At 71.4% G+C, this 17,422-nt stretch carries 11 protein-coding genes; 3 read left to right on the top strand and 8 right to left on the bottom strand.

Annotation, left to right across the window (positions count from 1 at the left end):
* Position 1: 1 nt before the first annotated feature.
* Genes BMW88_RS36955 through BMW88_RS36945 form a run of 3 tightly spaced genes read right to left on the bottom strand, consistent with a single transcriptional unit; the run spans position 2 to position 8,028 of the window.
* Positions 2-853 (bottom strand): universal stress protein, encoded by an 852-nt coding sequence (locus tag BMW88_RS36955; protein ID WP_089960511.1) that lies wholly within the window; start codon positions 851-853, stop codon positions 2-4.
* Between the two features lie 58 nt (positions 854-911).
* A complete protein-coding gene (locus BMW88_RS36950; RefSeq protein ID WP_245778315.1) occupies positions 912-4,211 on the bottom strand; it encodes a CARDB domain-containing protein in 3,300 nt (1,099 codons plus the stop codon).
* A gap of 52 nt (positions 4,212-4,263) precedes the next feature.
* A complete protein-coding gene (locus tag BMW88_RS36945) occupies positions 4,264-8,028 on the bottom strand; it encodes a galactose-binding domain-containing protein (RefSeq protein WP_245778314.1) in 3,765 nt (1,254 codons plus the stop codon).
* Positions 8,029-8,500: 472 nt separating this feature from the next.
* On the opposite strand from BMW88_RS36945, the gene BMW88_RS36940 reads away from it, so the two are divergent.
* A complete protein-coding gene (locus tag BMW88_RS36940) occupies positions 8,501-9,328 on the top strand; it encodes an NmrA family NAD(P)-binding protein (protein WP_089960502.1) in 828 nt (275 codons plus the stop codon).
* Here the strand turns inward: BMW88_RS36940 and BMW88_RS36935 are convergent.
* Entirely contained in the window at positions 9,313-12,390 is a 3,078-nt protein-coding gene (locus BMW88_RS36935; RefSeq protein ID WP_143116433.1) for a S8 family peptidase, read from the bottom strand. The genes BMW88_RS36940 and BMW88_RS36935 overlap by 16 nt on opposite strands.
* Before the next feature lie 105 nt (positions 12,391-12,495).
* Between BMW88_RS36935 and BMW88_RS36930 the strand changes: the two genes are divergently transcribed.
* Complete coding sequence (locus BMW88_RS36930; RefSeq protein ID WP_089960494.1) at positions 12,496-13,086, top strand: TetR/AcrR family transcriptional regulator; 591 nt, start codon at positions 12,496-12,498, stop codon at positions 13,084-13,086.
* Here BMW88_RS36930 and BMW88_RS36925 read toward each other — a convergent pair.
* Both BMW88_RS36925 and BMW88_RS36920 read right to left on the bottom strand, forming a co-directional pair.
* A complete protein-coding gene (locus tag BMW88_RS36925; protein ID WP_089960492.1) occupies positions 13,076-14,320 on the bottom strand; it encodes a cytochrome P450 in 1,245 nt (414 codons plus the stop codon). The two genes, BMW88_RS36930 and BMW88_RS36925, sit on opposite strands and share 11 nt — an antisense overlap.
* A 95-nt stretch (positions 14,321-14,415) precedes the next feature.
* Entirely contained in the window at positions 14,416-14,832 is a 417-nt protein-coding gene (locus tag BMW88_RS36920) for a VOC family protein (RefSeq protein ID WP_089960488.1), read from the bottom strand.
* A gap of 65 nt (positions 14,833-14,897) precedes the next feature.
* Here BMW88_RS36920 and BMW88_RS36915 point away from each other — a divergent pair, with 65 nt between their 5' ends.
* Positions 14,898-15,536 carry a GntR family transcriptional regulator gene (locus BMW88_RS36915; protein ID WP_089960486.1) on the top strand — a complete coding sequence of 213 codons (639 nt, stop codon included), beginning with the start codon at positions 14,898-14,900 and terminating at the stop codon, positions 15,534-15,536.
* A 214-nt stretch (positions 15,537-15,750) separates the two neighbouring features.
* Here BMW88_RS36915 and BMW88_RS36910 read toward each other — a convergent pair whose 3' ends face one another.
* Positions 15,751-16,356, bottom strand: a complete 606-nt coding sequence (locus BMW88_RS36910; RefSeq protein WP_089960483.1) for a response regulator transcription factor — start codon at positions 16,354-16,356, stop codon at positions 15,751-15,753.
* The gene (locus BMW88_RS36905) at positions 16,353-17,414 is read right to left on the bottom strand and encodes a sensor histidine kinase (RefSeq protein ID WP_218148361.1); all 1,062 of its coding nucleotides are present in this window, start codon (positions 17,412-17,414) and stop codon (positions 16,353-16,355) included. Before BMW88_RS36905 ends, BMW88_RS36910 begins: the two co-directional genes overlap by 4 nt.
* Between the last annotated feature and the right edge of the window lie 8 nt (positions 17,415-17,422).

Genomic DNA, 17,422 nt, shown 5'->3' with positions numbered 1-17,422 from the left:
GTCACCTCCGATGGACCACCGCGACGGTGCACGGCGCGTGGTGGAGCACAGCGTGGCTCGTGGAACCCAGGATCGCACGCTTCACCGCCCCACGGCCGTGACTGCCTACGACGAGGAGTGCGGCGCCATCGGCTGCTTGGAGCAACGCGTGTGCCGGTGCGTTGAACGCGACCTCTTGCGCCACGTGCACGCCGGGATGGCGGGAGCGGTGCGGGGCGAGCTGGTCGTCGAGCAGCTTCGCCAGATCCGCGCGGACGTGGTCGACGTCCTGCTCGGGCAGCTCGGCCCAGCCGGCGTCGTTGAACGCGTGGACCGCCAGCAGTTGACGGCCGTGGCGTTCGGCGTAGGAGAAGGCGTGGGCGATGGCTTCGGCGGAGATGTCCGAGCCGTCGACGCCGACGACGACCCGGCCGTCCAGCGGACCGGTGCGGGTGACGACGACCGGACGGCCGCCGGCCGCCACCAGCTCGGCGGTGGTGGAACCCAGGACCATCCCGGCGATGCCGGTGCGGCCGGACGAGCCGAGCACCAGGACGTCACCGGGCTCGCCGGCGAGGACGTCCGCCGCCCGTCCGACCCGCACGCGGGTCTCCAGCCGCAGGTCCGGCCGGGCCGCGCGGAGCTCCCGCGCGAGCCCGGCGAGCTCGTCCTCCGCGGCACGGGACAGCGTCTCCTCGGACACGAACTCGCGGACCGGGACCGACATCGGGGTGAAGACCGGCTCCGGCAGCGGTGCGCGCACGGCGTGCACCACCCGCAGGTCCGCCCCGGTGCGCCCGGCTTCCTCCGCGCCCCAGAGCACCGCCCGGCGCGCCTGCTCGGAGCCGTCGAACCCCACAACGACCGTGGACATGGGAAACCACCTCCTGCCGGGGGCTTACCCGGCAGGAGGTGGTTCGAAAGGTGATCCGCTAGTTGATGACGAACTGGGAACCCGGCTCCACGGTGATGTCGCCGTCCCTGGAGTTGGTGATCGTGACGTTCGTCAGCCGCGCCGAGCCCTTCGCCTGGGCCATCGCGAGGATGCCGGAACCGTTGTTGGACCTGTCGATGCGCACGTTGGTGATCTGCACGCCGGGCATCCCGGTGCCGCCGCCCTTGAACTGGATCCCGTCGAACGTGGAGTCCAGGATCTCGGTGTCGCGGATGACGACACCGGGGATCGGCAGGTTGTCCGAGAACAGCGTGATGGCGCCGAACTCCTGCGCCTCGTTCCAGAACGCGCCACCGGTGCGGTGCAGGGCGTTGTTGGCGAGCAACGTCGTACCGCCGAAGGGCAGCGGGTCGTGGTCGGTCGCCAGCATGATGCCCGGGTAGTTGGCGGTGTCGGAGACGATGTTGTTCTCCGCCCGGTTGTTCGACCCGCCGTAGATCGCGATGCCGTTGGCTCGCCACGGCAACGAGATCGTGTTGTTGAGGAACGCGCTGCCGCTGCCGACGTCCACGTTCTGGTCCTTCACGTGCTTCGACGCCCACACCGCCAGCGCGTCGTCGCCCGTGGTGCGGAACGACGAGTTGTAGACGGTCGAGTTGCGCGTGCCGTTGGTGAAGTTGATGCCGTCGGCGTACGTGTCGCGGATGCGCATGCCGCTGAACTGCAGGCCGTCACCGGGGTTCCAGCGGTCGGGCAGGTTCGCGTAGTCGCGGCCGACCCAGACGCCGACGTTGGCGTGCTCGATCCACACGTTCGTGATCTTCGTGTTCTTGCCGAACCGGCCGTTGAGACCGACGCCGCCCTCGGCGTTGCCGTCACCGCCGCGGATCCGGCCGGAACCGAAGATCGCGATGTCGGAGATCTGCGTGTTGTCGTCGATGTCGAACCCGAAGTTGCCCTCGTGCGGGTGGTTGATCGTGCCCGCGTCCTGCGGCTGGATCAGCGAGAACAGCTGCGAGTGCCACATGCCGGCACCGCGGATCGTGACGTTGCGGATGCCGACCTGGTTGTAGCCGCCGCTGCCGAACTGGGTCAGGACCTTCTTCTCCTGCCGGAACCGGCCTTCCGGGATCCAGACGCAGGGGATCTCCCCGTTCTGGTCCGCCGTCACGGCCCGCTGGATCGCGTCCGCGTCGTCGGTCTGGTCGTTCGCCGTGGCACCGTACTGCGTGATCGAGACGCAGTCCGCGGGCTTCTGCGCGGCCGGCGCGACCTGCTCCAGGTCGACCAGGTCGATCACGTAGAACTGCGCGCTGTCACCGGAGTCGCGCTGGAGCTTGAAGCGGGTGCCAGCCGGGTAGCTGTTCGCGAGCAACGCCGAGGACTCGTCGAACAGCCTGCGGGCGTCGCCACCCGGCCGGTTGGTGAGGCACTCCGGCTCGTCGCAGGTGCCGTAGAGCCAGCTGTGCCGCGAGGACAGCGTCAGCTTCTGCACGAACTGGTCGTTGGCGTACAGGCTGATCGTCGCTTCCTGGCCGCCGCCACCTGCCGCGTCCGGGATGGAGTTGCGCACGACGATCGAGTTCGTGCTGACCGTCGAGGTGATCTCGACGAACTGGCCCTGCGCGTCCAGCCGCACCGACTTGCGGCCCGAGGACTCGGAGCCGAAGTTGGTGTGCCCGAACGTGCGCTTCGCGTCCGCCTCCAGCAGTTGGCCCTGGTAGCGGCCGGACTCCGCCTCGTAGGTCGTGAACGGCACCGCCGCGCCGCGTCCGACCACGATGGACCGGGTGGCGGTGTTGTTGTTCTCGTTGGTCTCCGCGACCTGGTTCGTCGCGTCCGCCGTGGCGGTGGCGGTGGCACCGCCGTTGGTGGCGGTCCAGGGACCGACGTTGACCGTTGCGGTCTGACCGGCGTTGACGGCTCCGGTGCTGGCGTTGAGCGTGCTGCCGCCGACGACCACACGGGTCACCGAAGCGCCCGCCGCGGAGGTGCCGCGGTTGTTCACCGACACCGCGAACGTCACCTGCTGGCCCGCCGCCGGGCTCGACGGGTTCGGCGTGACGCCGGTGATCTGGAGGTCCGGTCCCGGTGCCTGGCCGACGACCAGGGGAGAGCCGGAGGTGAAGGTGTTGTTGCCCTCGTTGGTCTCCGCGACCTGGTTGGCGGGGTCCACGGTGGCCGAGGCCGCGTACGACCCGGCACCGCGCCGTCCGGCGTCCACGGCGACGGTGGCGGTGGCACCGGCGGCGAGCGCGCCCACCTGGGCGGTGCCCGCGGCGGTGCCGCCGAGCGCGACGGTCAGCGTGCTCGCGCCGGACGCGACGGTGCCGCCGTTGCGCACGGTCGCCGTGAGCCTGATCGCGTCGGCCTCGCTCGGGTTCTGCGGGGTCCACGTCAGGTTGGTGACGGTCAGGTCGGGAGCCGGAGCGGTGGCGCCGAACACCTGGAACTCGGCGACCTGGCCACCGGGCGCGCCGGTGTTCGAGTAGAAGTGCAGCCGCACGTCCGACGCCCGGCCGGTGACGGGGATCGTCACGGTGTTGCCCGTGGCCGGGTCGAACCGGTAGTCCGCCCGTGCTTTCAGGGTGGCGAACGCGGTCGCGCTCGCCTCACGGCCCAGCACCTCGAAGTTCTGCGTGCGCGCACCCCATGCCGAATCGGGGTTGAGCTTCACGACGACCGAGGTGAGGTCCGCGTTCGAACCGAGCTTCGCGGTCAGGTGACCGGGAAGCCCGCTGGACTCCCAGTACGAGCCGGTGTTGCCGTCGACGGCGTTGCCCGGCACGAAGTCGTGCACGTGCCCGGACTCCTCCACGGGTTTGCCCGCCGCGAGGTCGTCACCGGGCGGCGGGTCGGCCGAACCGGGCTCGCCGTGCACCTCGAACTCGCTGAGCTGGGCGGCCTGCCAGCCCGTGTTCGCGGTGACCGTGACGCGCACGTACCGGGCGCTGGTGGCCGCGAAGTCCAGTGTCACCGTGTTGTTCGAGCCGGGCGAGAACACCCGGCCGCTCGACCCGGCGATGTCGCTGAACTGCGCTCCGTTCGAACTCCCCTGCACGGCGAGGGTCTGCGTGCGCTGCTCCCAGTCCGAGGGCAGGCGCAGCACGACCTTGCTGACGCTCTTCGCGGCACCCAGGTCGGCCTGGATCCACTGGGGGAACGCGCCGTTCGCGCTCTCCCAGTAGCTGCCCTGGTTGCCGTCGCCGACGTTCCCGGCGCCGTACGCGCCGTTGCTGCTCGACGCGGTCAGGTTCGCGGACAGCCGGGCGACCGCTGCTCCCGCCGTGGGTGTCAATCCGACCAGTGCGAGTGCGCTGACCAAGGCAGCGCTCATCGCACGCCTCACTAGCGTGTTCTTCATTGAACTGTCCTTCGCGGCAGGGGTGTCAGTTGTTGATGACGATCTTGAAGGTGGAGGTGGTGTTCCTGATGTCCTGGTGGTTGTTGCTGAACCTGAGGCCGTTGAACGTGACCTCGCCGACCGCGGGGCCCTGGCCCTGCTCCGGCATCTCGTTGGCCCACAACCCGAACCCGGACTTGGCGTCGAACTCGTCGCCGCTCTTGCGGGCACCCGAGATGCTCACGTTGGTGAGCACCGTGTCCTGGAAGGTGTTCTCGGGACCGCCGTTGTACTTGGTCTGGAACATGATCCCGCTGTACGTCGGGTCGATGATCTCGACGTCGTTCACCCGGATCGCGGTGTACTTCTTGGACGCCGAGAACATCCAGATCGCGCCGAAGGTCTGCGCGCCCCAGAAGTGGCCGCCGGACCGCACGAGCGTGAGCCCGCTGAAGGTCGTCGGGTCCGGCCCGAAGTCCTCCATCGGGTAGCCGAAGTCGAGCGAGCTGATCGTCACCGCGGAGTAGGTGAGCGTGTCCGCGACGTAGATGTTGCGGACCGTGTTGTTCTTGCCGCCGTAGACCGCGACACCGGCCGCACGCCAGGGGGTCAGCGCCGTGAGGTTCTCCAGGACGTTGCCCTGCTGGCCGGTTCCCCCGGCGTCGGTGGCGGCGAACAGCGCGAACGCGTCGTCACCGGTCGAGCGGGCCTCGATGTTCGCGATCCGGTTGCCCGCCGAGCCGTTCGTCAGGTTGATGGCGTCGGCGAAGAGGTTCCGGACGCGGCTGTCCCTGATGACGGTGTTGTCGACGTTGGTGCCCCAGAACATGCACACCATGTGCTCGACCCAGATGTTCTCGATGGTCATGTTCTGCACGCCGGTGAAGTTGAAGACCTTGCCCGGCCCGTTGATGCGCGTGGTGTAGTTGCCGAACACCGCGAAACCGCTGAACGTGGAGCCGCTCGCGGACGACTGGGCGTCGAAGCCGATGTCGGTGTTCTCCTGGTTGGCCGGGGCCTGGAACCGGGTGAACCAGGGACCGGCACCGACCACCCGGATCGGCTTGCCGTAGACGGTGAACTTCTGCGCCGTCTGGTAGGTGCCCGCGGGCAGGTAGACGCCGACCAAGTTGCCCGTCGTGTCCATGCGCACGCGGTCGAGCGCGCTTTGCACGTCCTGGTGGGTGAACCCGGCGGGCACCGCGTACCGCGCGGCGTCAGGGTTCCCCGCGGCCGTCACCTGTTCGAAGTTCACGAAGTCGATCGCGTAGTTCGTGGTGTTGGCCGCGTCCTTCTGCAGCTTGATCTTCGTGCCCGCCGGGAACGTCTGGTCGAGCATGACGTTCGCCTCGTCGTAGATGTGGCGCGGACCGCCGGCTCCCGGTGAGTTGCCCGGTTCTGCCTCGTTGCCGTAGAGCCAGATGTACCTCGACGTCAGGTCGATCGGCTTGTGGAACTGGCCGTTGACGTAGACGTTGAGGTTCGAGGTGATACCACCGCCACCGGAGCTGTCGGGGATGGAGAACCGGGTGACGAGGGTGTTGGCCGGGCCGGACGTGGTGAACTCGACCGACTGGCCGGTGCCGGTCAGCGTGACGGCACGGCGGCCGGACGCCTCGCCGGCGAGGTCACCGATCGTCCTGTTCGGACTCAGGACCTGCGCGCCGCCACCGGCGACGGCGTCCTCGGCCTCGACGTGCTGCCACGGGACGCTCGCCCCGCGGCCGATGAACAGGGACTGCTCGCTGGTGTTGTTGGCCTGCTTGGCCGGGATCTCGTTGTCGTCGTTCGCGATCGTCGTGCGGACCGTGTACCGGCCGTCGGCGGCCTGCCAGGTGCCGAGGCTGACCGCGGCCGTCGTCGCACCGGCGTTGATCGTGCCGTTGTGGCTGCCGGTCAGCGTGCGGACGGTCTGACCGTTGGCGTTGAGGATCGTGACCGTGATCCCGTGCGCTCCGGCCGCGCTGCCGACGCTGCCCTGGTTCCGGATGGCGACGCTGAACGTGGTGTTCTGGCCGTTGCCGGGGTTGCTCGGCGACCAGGACGGCACGGCCACCAGGTCGGAGCTCGGCACCGGCGTGACGACGAGCCGGTCCGGGTGGACGCGGGTGTTGTTGGTCTCGTTCTGCTCCGCGACCCTCTTGGTCTCGTCGACCTTGGCCGTGTACTCGTAGGAGCCTTCCGGCCGTGCGGGGATCGTCGTGCCGACGTTCGCCTGCGCACCGGCCGCGAGCGCGTCGACCTGGGCGGTGCCGACCGCGGTGGTGCCGAGGAAGAACGTCACGTCGGTGGCCGTGGCGGCCGCGGTGCCCGCGTTGCGGACGGTGGCGTTCACCGTGATCCGGTCGGTCTCGACCGGGCTCGTGGGCGTGAACGACGTGCCGGTGACGGTGAGGTCGGGGTTCGGGGCAGGGGTGCCGAACACCTGGACCTCCGCCACCTGGGCGCCGGGAGCACCGGTGTTGGACGTGAACCGGAGCTGGACGTCGGCGACGCGCCCGCTCGCGGTGATCGTGACGCTGTTGTCGTTCGCCGGGTCCCAGCGGTAGTCGCGGCCGGCGACGAGGCTCGTGAAGCCGGTGGCGTTCTGCTCGCGGCCGAGGACCTCGACGTGCTGCGTGCGCGCGCCCCACGCCGGGTCGGGGTTGAGCTTGACGGCGACGGAGCTGACGTCGGCGTTCGATCCGAGCTGGACGGTCAGCGTGCCGGGCAGGCCGTTGGACTCCCAGTAGCTGCCCAGGTTCCCGTCGTTGGCGTTGGCCGGGACGAACGTGTGCACGTGCCCGGACGCGATGACGGGCCTGCCCTGCGCGAGGTTCGTGCCGGTGGCGCCCTCCCGCGTGACGGAGTTGCTGGCCGGCGACTGGTTGCCCGCCGCGTCCTTCGCGACCACGTGATAGGTCACCCGCAGGCCGTCGGGCTGGGTGTCGGTGTAGGTGGTGCCGGTGACGGTGGTGCGCAGGCTGCCGTTGGCGTAGACGTCGTAGCCGGTGACGCCGACGTTGTCGGCGCTGCCGGTCCAGGTCAGCCGGATCTGCCCGGCCTGCGGCTGGGTGAGGGCGAGGCCGGCGGGTGCGGACGGCGCCTGCGCGTCACCACCGGTCGGGCCCTGGACCTCGAACTCGCTGATCTGGCCGGCCGGCCAGGCGGTGTTCCCGGTGATCCGCAGCCGGACGTACCGCGTGGTGGCCGCGGTGAAGCCGATGGTGACGGTGTTGTTCGAGGCCGGGGTGAACTCGTACCCCCTGCTCGCCACGAGGTCGGTGAAGGTGCTGCCGTCGGTGCTGCCCTGGACGGCCAGGGTCTGGGTGCGGGCGCCCCACCCGGCCGCCGGGAGCTTCAGCACCACGCGGTCGGCTTTCAGCGCGGCGCCGAGGTCGGCCTGGATCCACTGCGGGAACGCGTTGTTCGCGCTCTCCCAGTACGTGGCCTGGTTGCCGTCACCGGCGTTGCCGGCGCCGTAGTCCTGGGTGCTGCTGCTGGCGCTGTAGCTCGCCCGCAGCAGCGCGCTCGCGGCGGCCTCGCGGACCTCGAGCCTGGCCGTGGTCCTGGTGGCGCGGACGTGCCGGACCAGCGTCGGGTCGACCTGGAACGACACCTTGCCGTCCTGGAAGGCGTGTGGTCGCTCCGCGACCAGCGTCGACCAGCCTCTGCCGTCGAGGCTCGTCTGCACGGCGAAGGTTTCGGTGCTGTTGCGCGGCGCGGTGAGCGTCACCTGGTCGATGCGGGTCTGCTCGCGCAGGTCGAGGCTCACGGGTGCGGCTTGCGCGGCGGGGGAGGTCGTCAGGGTGGCCGCGGCAGTGATCAGCACGATTGTCGGGGCTAGCAGGGAGCGAGCGCGTGTCGTCGATGACATGGCGTGCTTGGCCCTTCTCGGTGGGGACGCGAGGGGGTGTGGTGCGCCTCACCGTAGAAGTGCCCAGCAGATTACCGCAATATGTCGACGTGATTGCGCAAATTTGCGACAGAGTGCTCTGAACAGGAAAGACGGGTGGCCGAGTGGGTCTCCGAACGGTTCCGGCGTGGGTCGAGGGGCGGTCACCAGCGGCAGGCTGTGGCGGTCGGCAGGAGGTTCGTTCCCGAACGGCTTCGTCGAGCCAGCCGGATTTCGGTGGACCCGCTTGCACGGGCTTGCGGCGGCGTTGCGGCGCTTCCGCAAGGCTTGCGCAAGTTCCGGCGATCCCGGGCGTCCGGCTGGCTCGGTTCAGCGGAGCCGGCCTGTGTCCCGGCTCCGCGCCGGAGGGCTTGATCTCCACCTTGCTGGAGGTTCTAGCGTCGGGTCCATGACGGTTCTCGTGACGGGAGCGACCGGCAACGCCGGTCGGCAGGTGGTGCGCGAGCTGCTCGCACTGGGGCAACCGGTGCGTGCCGTCACCAGGAACGCCGCCGCGGCACGGCTCCCGGCCGGGGTCGAGGTCGTCGAGGGCGACCTGACCAGGCCGGAGACGATCCCGTTCGACGGCGTGACGGCGATGCACCTGCTCTCCAACGCCGGCGCCGACTACGCGCCGCTGCTGCGCGGACCGGACCTGCTCGAGCGGGCGGAGCGGGCCGGGGTCCGGCGGGTCACCGTGCTGTGGAGCGGGTACCGGAGCCCGCTGGAGGAGGCGGTCACGGCCGGCTCGCTCGAGTGGACGGTGCTGCGGCCGATGGACTTCATGTCGAACGCGCTGGTCTGGGCCGAGTCGGTGCGCGACAGGGGAGAGGTGCGTGAGCCGTTCGCCCACGCGCGGAGCGCCCTCGTGCACGAAGGCGACATCGGCGCGGTGACGGCCGCCGTGCTCGTGAGGGGTGGGCACGGCGGCCGCACGTACCCGCTGACCGGACCGGAGGCCCTCACCGTGCCGGACCAGGTGGCGGCCCTCAGCGCGGCCACCGGCCGGGAGATCAGGTACGTCGAGCAGTCCGAGGCGGAGGCGCGGGCGGAGATGCTCGCGGCCGGGCGGCCCGCCGAGGTGGTGGACGCGCTGCTGTCGTGGAGGCGGGACATGCCCGCCGAGGGACGCACGGTGGTGCCGACGGTCGAGGAGGTGCTGGGAAGGCCCGCGCGCTCGTTCGCCTCCTGGGCGCGCGAGCACGCGGGCTACTTCACCGCTCAGCGCAGCCGGTAGGCGTTGACGATCGTCTGCTCCACGGTCTGGCCGTCGCCGGACGCCTTGGCGCGCAGGGAGACCGACTCCGCGTCCCGCGGGTGGGCGAGCAGCACCCGGTTGGCCCTGATCGGCGTGGGGCGCCACGTGCTGCCACCGTCGTAGGAGACCTCGACGGACGTGACCCGCACCGAGCCCGCCTGCGACTGCGTGGCGACCGGCACCCCGAGCACCTGGCCCGCGCGGGCGTAGCCGTCGTCGTCGAGCTGCGGGGTGAAGCGGATGACCGACAGCGGCAGCGCGGTCCGCTCCGCCGTGGTGTCGCTGCGGAACGTCCAGACGCCGGACACCTCGGTGCTCAGCGGGTTGTCGCGGGTCGCCGTCACCTCCAGGCGGTAGTCCGCGGCACCCGGCCGGACGTCGGCCAGTGCCCAGCCCGGCTCGGCCGTCGTCACGACCTCGGTGTTGTCGCGGTACAGCGTGGTCCTGGCCCCGGTGACGGGCCCGTAGCCCTCGTTGCCCGCGTTGTCGCCGTACAGCGGGACGGTGACGCGGACGAAGTCACCCGTGCGGAACGTGTGGGGGACGTCCCGCGTCTCGGGCAGCGCCGGGCCGAACACCGCGCGGTTGAGCGGTTCCACGTACGACCGGCCCGGCCGGTAGTGCTTGAGCGGGCCGACGAGCGCGCCGACGTTGCCGGTCGGGTCGAACAGGTTGACCCTGCGCGACCAGTCGCCGCCCTCGCCCCCGTAGTACTCGGTGCGCGGGCCGGGTGGCAGCTCGTCGAGCGAGCCCCAGCCCCAGTCGGCCCTGCCCGCGGGCGCGGAGGTGTGGCCGATGGACGCGGTCTGGCCTTCGCGCAACGCCGGCATGTCGACCTCCACCGCGGCGAGGTCCTCGCGCGCGATCGTCTTGGTCAGGCCGCTGGGAGCCGATCCCGCCCGGTACCAGGCGAGTCCGTAGAAGTCCCGGCCCGCCGTCCAGAAGGTCGCGGTCTTGCCGGTGACCTCGGCCGAGTCGGGGCCGAGGCTCGCGAGGCCGAGGTGGTCGACCGCGCCGCCGACCGAGAAGGTGCCGATGGTGTACCGGGTGCCGCCGACGACCCGTTCGAAACCGGTCTGCAGCAGCGAGAGCCGTGCGGGGACCGGCAGCGTCAGCCGCACCGGCCTGGCCTGCCGGGCGTCGAGATCGATCGTCGTGGGACCGGTGACGGTCAGGTTCGGGTAGCTGATCGAGTCGTGGGTGTAGGTGCTGCCGGACGACATCACGCTGCCGGACAGCAGGTAGCGTCCCTTGGCGAGCCGGGCGACGCCGGTCGCGCTGTCCGGCCAGACGCGGGCGCCGGTGCCGACGTCGATCAGGAAGGCGAACGTCGAGGACGCCTTGGCGCCGGTCCGGTCGGTCCCGGTGATCGTGACGTCGTAGCTCTCCCGCTCCAGGTCGGCGACCACCGCGGTGCGCAGGCCGTTCGCGACGACCGCGCCGCCGAAGACGCCCCCGTCCGGCTGCTTCGCGACGTCCGCGGTGACCGTGGCGGTCGCGGTGCCGCCGGCGGGCACGGTGAGCCGGGTGGGCCGGACGCTGAAGAGGTCGCCGTTCGCCTCGGTCGTGAGGTCGAGCGTGACCGGCTCGGAGCCCGCGTTGGAGTAGGTGATCTCCTCGGTCAGCGCGGGATCGCCGGTGTGCGGCCACCGGTGGGAGCCGAAGCTGATGCCGGTCGGCGCCGACGTCACGTTCTGCTTGATCAGCTTGGCGACGTCGACGCGACCGGTGCCCTGGTCGAACGGCGTCAGCCGCTCGTGGGGCGTGGCGCTGCCGGTGAGGCGGGCCTTGAGCGCGGCACCGCCCAGCCCGGGGTGCTGCTGGCGCAGGAGTGCCGCCGCGCCCGCCACGTGCGGGGTCGCCATCGAGGTGCCGTCGAGCGCGGTGTAGCCGTCGGCGACCGGCGGGCCGATCCTGCCGTCGGAGTGCCGCGCGGCGACGATGCCGACACCCGGCGCGGTGAGATCCGGCTTGAGCGCGCCGGTCTGGGTCGGGCCGCGGCTCGAGAACTCCGCGATCCGGTCCTCGTGGTCGACGGCGCCGACGGTCAGGGCCGCCGCGGCCGAGCCGGGGGAGGAGACGGTGCGGGAGCCGGGACCGCTGTTGCCCGCGGCGACCACGAACAGCGTGCCCTTCTCGGCGGACAGGCGGTTGACCGCTTCCTCGAGCGGCTCGACCGCAGGCGTGTCGACGCCGCCGAGGCTGAGGTTGACGATCTGGGCGCCCTGCTCGACCGCCCACTCCATCCCGGCGATGATCCCGCTGTCCTGGCCGGAACCGTTGTCGCCCAGCACCTTCACGTCGAGGATGCGCGCGTCCGGCGCCACCCCGCGGTACTTGCCGCCGCTCCGCGCGCCGGTGCCCGCGATGATCGACGCCACGTGCGTGCCGTGGCCGTGGTGGTCGCCGTTGTCCGGCGAGGTCGTGAAGTTGCGCTCGGCGATCTCGCGGTCGGCGAGGTCGGGATGCGTGTGGTCGACGCCGGTGTCGAGGACGGCGACCGTGACGTCCTTGCCGGTGAGGCCGGCCGCGTGGGCGGCGGGGGCGTTGATCTGGGCGACGCTGCGGTCGAGGCTCACCCGGCGCCGGGCGTCGAGCCAGATCCTCGCCGCGCTCGTCGTGGCGAGGCCACCGGCGAGCGGCGTCTTCGCGGCGTCGAACGCCACGCCGTTGATGCTGCGCAGCGGGAGGCCGGACTGCGCGCTGACGGTGCCCTCGGGGTAGGTGGCGATGACGGGCAGGGCACCGCCGTAGGTGGCGAGCTCGGTGACGTCGAAGAGGCGCTCGTCGAGGCGGCCCTCCGCGATCATCGGCATGGCGTCGCCCGGCACCACGTACTCGTGGCCCCCGGCGGTGTAGGTGGTGAACACGACGTGCTCGCGGCCGGGGGCCGGTCTGACCGCGCGGTGCCCGGTGAGCACCTGGTCGCCGGTGATCAGGGTGATGGTGGGCGCTGGTGCTGCCGCACGCGCGGGCGCGGCCTGGGCCCCGCCCGCGGTGAGCAGGGCGCCGGCCAGCACGACGACTCCGAGTAGACGCACCCGGTCCTCCGTAGGTCTGTGAGAGCGATCTCACGGAACGTAGTGAGGTGCTCACCAGCGTGGCAAGGTCTGGACCAATTTCCGGTACGGCCTACGCTGTCCGCCATGACGGGCCTGCGTGAACGCAAGAAGGCGGCGACCAGGGAGGCGTTGGGTGACGCCGCCTGGAGCATGTGCGTCGAGCACGGCCTGGACGGCGTGACGGTCGAGCAGATCGCGCGGGCGGCCGGGGTGTCGCTGCGGACCTTCTTCAACTACTTCTCCTCGAAGGAGGAGGCGGTGATGGCCGGGGACACGCTGGCCGCCGAGACGTTCGTGCGGGAGTTCGCCGCCCGGCCTCCCGGCGAGCCCGTGCCCGTCGCGGTGCGGGAGGCGCTGCACTCCCTCTACCAGGAGCACGTCGACCTCGACCGGCTGCGGAAGCTGCGGGAGCTGCGCCGGCACCCGGCGCTGCTGCCGCACGTGTTCGCCGCCTACTCCGCTCGCGAGCAGGAGCTGGCCGCGGCGATCTCGGCGCGGTCCGGGGTGGACGCCTCGGTCGACCCGTACCCGGCCATGGCGGCCTCGATGATCCTCACGTCGTTGCGCGCGGTCGTGCAGTGGTGGCTGGACACGCCGGCGGCCTCCTCGCGCTACACCGCCGCCGAGCTGATCGAGCGCATGATCGACCAGCTCGGCGGCGGCATCACCAGGTGACCGGGAGCCGGTGCACGCCGTAGATCGACATGTCGGTCCGCAGCGGCACCTCGTCCGCGGGCACGGCGAGCCGCAGCGACGGCAGCCTGCGCAGCAGCTCGGTGAAGCCGACGACCATCTCCACCCGTGCGAGCTGCTGGCCGAGGCACTGGTGGATGCCGTGCCCGAACGCCACGTGGTGACCGCGCGGCCGGTCGACGAGCAGCTCGTGCGGGTTGTCGTACTGGCTCTCGTCGCGGTTCACCGCGGGAACCGACACCACGACGGTCTCCCCGGCGCGGATCGTGGCACCGCCGATCGTGACGTCCTGCTTGGCGTGCCGCGAGACGCCCATGCTGATGATCGACAGGTAGCGCAGCAGCTCCTCGACGGCGTTGTCGACGAGCTCGGGGTCCCGCTGGAGCTTGGCGAGCTCCTCCGGGTGCTCCAGCAGCGCGAACGTGCCGAGCGCCAGCATGTTCGCCGTCGTCTCGTGTCCCGCGATGAGCAGCAGGTTCGCGATGCCCCCGAGCTCGTTCGCGGTGAGGTCGGTGTCGCGGACGAGCCCGGAGAGCAGGTCGTCCCCGGGGTTGCGCTGCTTCTCGCGGACCAGCGACTGCATGAACCGCCGCAGCTCGGCGCTGTTCCTGATCTGCTCGTCGACCGTGGTGGTGAGGCTGAGCAGGGTGGCCGTGCGGCGCTGGAACTCCTCGCGGTCGCCGTAGTCGACGCCGAGCAGCTCGCAGATCACCAGCGACGGCACCGGCAGCGCGAAGTCCTGCACGAGGTCGGCGGGTGGCCCCTTCTCGACCATCGCGTCGAGGTGGGTGGTGACGATCTCGTGGATGCGCGGCGTCAGGTCGCGCATCCGGCGCACGGTGAACTGCCCGGTGAGCATCTTGCGGATGCGGGTGTGCTCGGGGGCGTCCATGAAGATGAACGACCCGGCCCGCCGCTCCGGCGGGAACATCTCGGCGTGCAGCTCGGGCGAGATCAGGGCCCTGGCCCTGGGGCTGTTGATCCGGTCCGCGCTCATCGCCGGATCGGCGAGCACCGCCCGTGCCTCGTCATGTCCCGTGACGAGCCAGACGGTGTCGCCGTTGTGCTCGATCCGGTGGATCCGCCCGCGCTCGCTCAGCTCGGTCAGCCCGGCGGCCGGGTCGAACGGGCACCCGGCGCGCTTCTCGGTGAGCTCGGCTGGCAGTTGCGGACGGATGAGCTCCTGCGCGTTGCGCTGCCGTTCGGCCGTGGTCATGGCCTCTCCCTGTCTGACCCGATGTGATCGGGTCGTGGCTCGGCGTCACCCCCACGCTACCGAAACTTGCGCACCGTGCAAGATTCTCCCGGCTTTCAGACCGCGAACACCTGCGCGTCGTCGGCGAAGGCCTTGAACTCGAGCGCGTTGCCCGCCGGGTCCAGCAGGAACATCGTCCACTGCTCGCCGGGCTCGCCCTTGAACCGCACGTACGGCTCGATGACGAACGCCGTGCCGGCCTCGGTGAGCTTCGCCGCGAGGGCCTGGAACTCCTCGACCGCCAGGACCAGCCCGAAGTGGGGGACCGGCACGTCGTGCCCGTCGACGGGGTTGTGGACCCGCTCGACCCTCGGCGCGAGGTGCGTGACGAACTGGTGGCCGTGCAGGTTCCAGTCGATCCAGGTGTCGGAGCTGCGGCCCTGTTCGAGGCCGAGCGTCTCGCCGTAGAAGCGGCGGGCGGCGGCGAGGTCGTCGACGGGCATGGCGAGGTGGAAGCGGGGGATCTCAGGCATGACCGAATGTTAACATCGCCAATGTTAACATTCCTACAAATTGTCTCCTCGTTAACATCGAGTCCATGACGGTGGGTCCGGCGCGACGGCGGAGTTTGGGCAGCGAGGTGGCGGACGTGATCCGCGAGGCGATCTTCGACGGCCGCTACCCGCCCGGCAGCGCCTTGCGCGAGGTGGAGCTGTCCGAGGCGCTGCGGGTCAGCCGCGGCCCCGTCCGCGACGCGCTGCGCGTGCTGGAGCAGGAGGGCCTGGTCCGGGCCGAGTGGCACCGCGGCGCCACGGTGGCCGTGCTGTCCCTTCAGGACGTGGCGGAGCTGGACAGCCTGCGCGGCGCGCTGGAGGCCCTGGCGGTCGAACGGGTCGTCGCTTCCGGCGCGTCGCTGGACGCGATTTCGGCGGCCGCGCTGGCCATGGAACGGGCCTCGACGCCGCACGAGATGGTGCGCTGCGACATCGCGTTCCACGACGCGGTGTACGCGGCGGCCGGCCACTCGCGGCTGGTCCAGGCATGGCAGGCGATCCGGTCGCAGGTGCACCTGTTCCTGATCACCAGGGTGAACGTGAGCACCGACGGGTACCTGGAGCAGATCCGGGACGAGCACCGGGACCTGGTGGCGGCGTTGCGGCTGGGCGACGCCGGGAGGGCGCTGGAGCTGTTCGCGGAACATCGCCGGCACGCCTTCGACCTGCTCACGCGGCCGTGAGCTCGCGGTGTGCGATGTCGCGCCCGCGATCGTGTGGTGACGGGCCGCTGGAGCCAACCGTGCGAGTGCGCGAGCCGGAACGCCCCGGCGCGGCCTTTGACGGCGTGGGAGCGCTGAGCTGTTCCGGAGCACCGCCGACTCACGTTCGTCCTGCTCACCCAGCCACAAGCCCCAGCACGCGACGCCACACCCGCAGTCGTGCGGCAACGGGTGCTCAGAGCCAGCCGTGCGAGTGCGCGAGCCGGAACGCCTCGGCGCGGCCGGCGACGCCGAGCTTGGCCACCGCGGCCGACAGGTGGTTGCGCACCGTCCCGGCGGACAGCGACGTGCGGGCCGCGATCTCCGCGACCGGTGTGCCGAACTCGCTGAGCCGCAGCACCTCCAGCTCGCGCCGGGTGAGCGGGCACGGCGGTGCGGCCAGCGCGTCGGCGGCCAGGGCCGGGTCCACCCAGCGGCCTCCGGCGTGCACGCGGCGGATCACGTCGGCGAGCGTGCCGCCGGGGGAGCCCTTGGGCAGGAAGCCCCTCGCCCCCGCGTGCAGAGCCTGTTGCAGGTGCGGCGGGCGGCCGCGGCCGGTCAGGATCACCACCGCGCACGACGGCAGTGCGCGCGCCAGTTCCTCGGTCACCTCCAGGCCGTCCAGGAGGGGCATCTGCAGGTCGACCACGGCGACGTCCGGGCGGTGGGCCCGCGCGGCCTCGACGGCGGCCCTGCCGTCACCGGCGCGGGCCACCACCTCGAGGTCCGGCTCCAGGTCCAGCAGCGCCGCGAGCGCGTCGCGGATCAGCTCCTCGTCGTCGGCCAGCAGCACCCTGATCACGCGGGCACCACGACCTGGAGCGTGAACACGTCGCCGGACCTGTTGGTGGACACCTGGCCGCCGAGCCCGGCCAGCCGTTCGCCCATGCCCCTGATCCCGTTGCCCTCACCCGGCGGCTTCTCGGTGCCGTCGTTCGTGACGGTCATCCGGACCTCCTCCTCGGCGACAGCGACGTCGATCATGCACCACGTCGCGTGGCTGTGCCGCAGGACGTTCGTGCACGCCTCCCGCAACGCGAGCGCGAGCTGCGTGGCCCGTTCGCCGTGCACCGGAACGTCCGAGACCGTGCACCGGATCCCGGCCTCCCGCAGCACGTTCCGCACGGCCTCCAACTGCTCGGGCAGGCTCACCGCGCGGTAGCCGTGCACGGCCTCGCGCACCTCCTCCAGGGCCGAGGACGCGAGCCGTTGTGCCTCGAACGCCTCGTCGGCCGAGCGCTCGGGATCGGTCGCGGCCAGCCGCCCGGCGAGCTCGGCCTTCAGCGCGATCACGGTCAGCCGGTGGCCCAGCAGGTCGTGGACGTCGCGGGCGAACCGCAGCCGTTCCTCGCTCACCGCGAGCTCCGCCCGCGCCTCGCGGCCGGCCCGCGCCTGTTCGAGGAGTCCCGCGAACCACAGCGGCAGCCCGGCCATCGCGATGATCGTCGCGCCGACCGCGGCCGCCACCATCTGGTACGTCGTGTGGTCGCGGTCGACGAAGAAGCCCACCACCCCGGCGAGCGCGACCGCGCCGACCGCCGCGATCCAGCGCCAGGCGCCGGTCAGCAGCAGTGCGGCGAAGCCGGCGGAGCAGCCGCCGATCCACGCCCACGTCCACATCTCGTCGGGACCGGCCGGTGCCACCAGCGGGATCGACACGAGCGTCGCCGCCACCAGCCACCGGATCCGGCCACCCCGCAGCGTCAGCGCGTAGGCGACGGCCAGCACGAGCAGGCCGAGAACCCCGGCCCAGCGCATCGCTGACGGCTCGCGCAGCACCGCGACCAGCGGCGTGACCAGGCAGCTCACCCACAGCAGGTGCAGCGTGCCGCGCAGCGCGGTGTGCGGAAGGTCGTTCACCGCCATCA

It is taken from the genome of Lentzea xinjiangensis (assembly GCF_900110955.1).
Lineage (GTDB): Bacteria > Actinomycetota > Actinomycetes > Mycobacteriales > Pseudonocardiaceae > Lentzea > Lentzea xinjiangensis.
This window is presented reverse-complemented; position numbering and strand designations above follow the sequence as displayed.